A 620-nucleotide genomic window follows, 5' to 3' on the forward strand; every position below is an offset into this window, starting at 1 on the left:
CTTGATCCGAGGCCGCAGCACTCAGCGCGGAGGCAGCACGTCGTCGAGGTGGGCGCGCAGGTGCGTCGCGATGTCGAGCCGCTCCCTGTCGTACAGCCACTGGTACTGCAGTCCGTCCCACATCGCGATGAGCCACGTGGCTTCGTGCACCGGGTCGCGATCCGCCGGCAGGTCGCCGTCGACCTGGGCGAGGCGGAAGAGCTCGGTGAAGTACTCCAGCGCGTTCGCGAACCGCGTCGCGAAGTAGTCGTGCGCGGGGTGGGCGGCGGGGACCGCCTCGCAGGAGAGCACCGCATACACCTCGATCAGGCCCGGCTCATCCTGCGCGCTCCGCGCGGCGCCATCGGGGATGCTGCGGAGCACTTCTCCGGCGGACGCTGCGCCGGAGAACCCCTGGTTCTCGTTGATGGCGCTGTCCCGTTCGGTGAGGACGGCGCTGAGCAGCAGCTCCTTCGACGGGTAGTGGTGCAGCAGGGTCGACTTCGACACCCCGACCGCGGTGGCGATGTCCTGCAGGCTGGTGTCGCCGTAGCCGTCGCGTGCGAACAGGCGCGTCGCATCGGCGAGGATCTGCGTGCGGCGGCGACGGCCGACCGCATAACCGGGTTCGGTGTCCGGCG

General features: G+C 70.2%; 1 protein-coding gene. It reads right to left on the reverse strand.

Annotation, left to right across the window (positions count from 1 at the left end):
• Positions 1 to 21 precede the first annotated feature (21 nt).
• Positions 22 to 620, reverse strand: a 599-nt coding sequence (locus tag KZA10_RS17040) for a TetR/AcrR family transcriptional regulator (RefSeq protein WP_218683493.1), incomplete at its 5' end; no start/stop codon positions are given.

Origin of the sequence: Microbacterium sp. BF1 (assembly GCF_019279095.1) — a bacterium.
Taxonomy (GTDB): domain Bacteria; phylum Actinomycetota; class Actinomycetes; order Actinomycetales; family Microbacteriaceae; genus Microbacterium; species Microbacterium maritypicum.